Below are 3,617 nucleotides of genomic sequence, written 5' to 3' on the forward strand. Positions count from 1 at the left end.
TTTAAAGATAAGCCAAACGCTCTATTAGTACTGGTCAGCTAAAAGACTTTCATCTATTACACACCCAGCCTATCAAACTAGTCGTCTTCTAGAGAGCTTAGAGAAGATTCATCTTAGAGTTGGCTTCACGCTTAGATGCTTTCAGCGTTTATCCTTTCCAAACTTAGCTACGCTGCGATGCTCTTGGCAGAACAACAGCTACACCAGTGGTTTGTTCAACCCGGTCCTCTCGTACTAGGGTCAAATCTCTTCAATCTTCTTACGCCCACGGCAGATAGGGACCGAACTGTCTCACGACGTTCTGAACCCAGCTCGCGTACCGCTTTAAATGGCGAACAGCCATACCCTTGGGACCTGCTCCAGCCCCAGGATGCGATGAGCCGACATCGAGGTGCCAAACCTCCCCGTCGATGTGAGCTCTTGGGGGAGATCAGCCTGTTATCCCCGGGGTACCTTTTATCCTTTGAGCGATGGCCCTTCCACACAGAACCACCGGATCACTAAGACCGACTTTCGTCTCTGCTTGACTTGTATGTCTTGCAGTTAAGCTGGCTTATACCTTTATACTCTACAAACGATTTCCAACCGTTCTGAGCCAACCTTTGTAAGCCTCCGTTATTATTTGGGAGGCGACCGCCCCAGTCAAACTACCCACCAGACATTGTCCCACTTGAGGATAACTCAAGCTGGTTAGCTACCCAAATAAGAAAGAGTGGTATCTCAACAATGGCTCATATACAACTGGCGTCATACACTCAAAGCCTCCCACCTATCCTGCACATTCTTATCCAAATAGCAGTGTCAAGCTGTAGTAAAGGTCCACGGGGTCTCTCCGTCTTGCCGCGGGTAGGAGGAATTTTCACCTCCACTACAATTTCACTGGATCCCTCTTTGAGACAGCTCCCATCTCGTTACGCCATTCATGCAGGTCGGTATTTAACCGACAAGGAATTTCGCTACCTTAGGACCGTTATAGTTACGGCCGCCGTTTACTCGGGCTTCGATCAAGAGCTTCGCTAATGCTAACCCCATCAATTAACCTTCGAGCACCGGGCAGGCGTCACACCCTATACATCCTCTTACGAGTTAGCAGAGTGCTGTGTTTTTGGTAAACAGTCGGGAGGGACTCTTTGTTGTAACCTTCTTTGCTTTCGAAGTAAATTCTAATACAAAGGGAGGCACACCTTATACCGAAGATACGGTGCTATTTTGCAGAGTTCCTTAAAGAGAGTTCTTCCACGCGCCTTAGAATACTCATCCCACCCACCTGTGTCGGTTTACGGTACGGGCAACATTAGCTAAACTTAGAAACTTTTCTTGGCTCGACGGCATCAGGGGTTCTTCTCGCTATCCGAAGACTTTGAAAAGCCTTTCAGCTCTCGGTGTATTCTTACACGGATTTGCCTGTATAAGCACCTACGACCTTAGACTAGCACTTCCATCCGCTAGCCCCCCTAGCCCTAAGCGTCCTTCCATCGCACACTAATGTTGGTATAGGAATATTAACCTATTTGCCATCGCCTACCCCTTTCGGACTCAGCTTAGGACCCGACTAACCCTACGATGACGAGCATCGCGTAGGAAACCTTGGGTTTACGGCGTTAATGATTCTCACATTAATTATCGCTACTCATGCCTGCATGCTCACTTCTATCCGCTCCAGCACTCCTTACCGGTATACCTTCGGCGCAAATAGAACGCTCTCCTACCGCTTGCGCTTAAGCAAATTCTTTAGTGGAATTTTTTCTTTTTGACTTCTTCATTTCTTGACTTTTTTGAAAGAAGCTTTGAATTTAAGGAATTTAAATTTATTTTTGAAAGTTATTTTTTTTTTTTTTTTTTTTGAAATTTCAAATTTAAATTCTTTTTCTTTCAAATTTAAGTTTCAAAGTTAAGTTTTTTTGAAATTCAAATTTAAAAGTTAAAGCCTAAAGTTAAAGCCTTAAATTTAAAGTAAAAATTTGTATTTTAACTTCTTAGCTTTCTTAACTTTCTTAAATTCCTTAGGGTTTTTGCCCTCATCTTAAAGAATTTGATTAAGCACAAGCCTACCGCTTCGGTACTTACTTTAGCCCCGTTATATTTTCCGCGCAAAATCACTAGACCAGTGAGCTATTACGCTTTCTTTAAAGGATGGCTGCTTCTAAGCCAACCTCCTGGTTGTTTAAGTAACTTCACATCGTTTTCCACTTAAGTAAGATTTGGGGACCTTAGCGGGTAGTCTGGGTTGTTTCCCTCTTGACGACGGATTTTATCACTCGCCGCCTGACTGCTGTGATTACACATAAGGTATTCGGAGTTTGATAGGGTTTGGTACATTGGTGTATGCCCTAGCCCATTCAGTGCTCTACCCCCTTATGTTACGACACAACGCTATACCTAAATATATTTCGGAGAGAACCAGCTATCACGAAGTTTGATTGGCCTTTCACCCCTATCCACAAGTCATCCCATAGCTTTTCAACGCTAGCGGGTTCGCTCCTCCACTAGTTCTTACACTAGCTTCAAGCTGCTCATGGATAGATCACTTCGTTTCGGGTCTGCAGCATCTGACTTAGCGCCCTATTCAGACTCGCTTTCGCTACGGCTTCGCGTTAGCTTAACCTTGCCAGACACCACAACTCGCAGGCTCATTATGCAAAAGGCAGTCCATCACACCAGTGAATCCCTTTGAAAAATCAAAGACACTAACTATGCTTGACATAGTTAGTAGAAAAAAATTAACACACACTAATTGTAGGTCTTGCATCGTAAGCAAATTTTACATTCGCTTCGGGGGATCTCCTACCACAATTTGGGCATCTACCTGCAGATGTCCAAATGTGTTTCCTTATATATTCTGTTGGTTCTCCAAAAGAATATATATAAAGTTCACAAGTCCTATTCCACGCAGTTTTCAAGTTACTTTCATCATCTTTCCCTCGCATTCCAAAATACGGAAAATGATGCACAAAATAACCAAAAATATCCTTACAATCTTTCTCATACTTCATAGTATCAAGTATGTGATAATGCCAAAACTCATCCACTTGTTGTGGTGGCACAATTGCTTCATTTGGATATTTAAGCATAAGCAACAAAAACTTACGATACTCAGCTTCAATTAATTGCGTATAACTCAATTCCCAACCTTTACCCTCTACTTTATCCATAATCTTAACAATTATAGGTTCAAGGTCTAAGTTGTCTATACGCTCCATACTCCTTAACAACGAACTGCTACTCATCGCTATCCTCCTTATACCATTCGTCTTCTAGGTAATCATCACGAGTTTTCTGTTTCTCAATTTCCTCTCGCTCATAATCACTTAACTCTGACACATCCTTATGGTCTGGGACATAGCTGGCAATTTCGTCATCCGTGTATTGAGGCTCATAACTTCCCATAATATTCTCCTTACCAAAAAAAGATAAGAGAAAACAAGGGCGGAAAGGGAGAGATAACAAAGAGTTACCCCCCCCCCCCCGTGATTTCTCAAAGGGACTCACTATAGGGCTCTGAATGATTGTAAGCAAATGGTTTCAGGTTCTATTTCACTCGGCTCACCGCCGTTCTTTTCACCTTTCCCTCACGGTACTTGTTCGCTATCGATCTGGTAGTAGTATTTAGGGTTGGA

Annotated in this window: 1 rRNA gene; it reads right to left on the reverse strand. The window is 43.2% G+C overall.

The features are described 5' to 3' along the window. Nucleotides 1-3: 3 nt before the first annotated feature. A 23S ribosomal RNA gene (locus NYG92_RS09015) occupies nt 4-3,617 on the reverse strand; the annotation flags it as partial.

Origin of the sequence: Campylobacter felis (genome assembly GCF_030250085.1) — a bacterium.
Classification (GTDB): domain Bacteria; phylum Campylobacterota; class Campylobacteria; order Campylobacterales; family Campylobacteraceae; genus Campylobacter_D; species Campylobacter_D upsaliensis.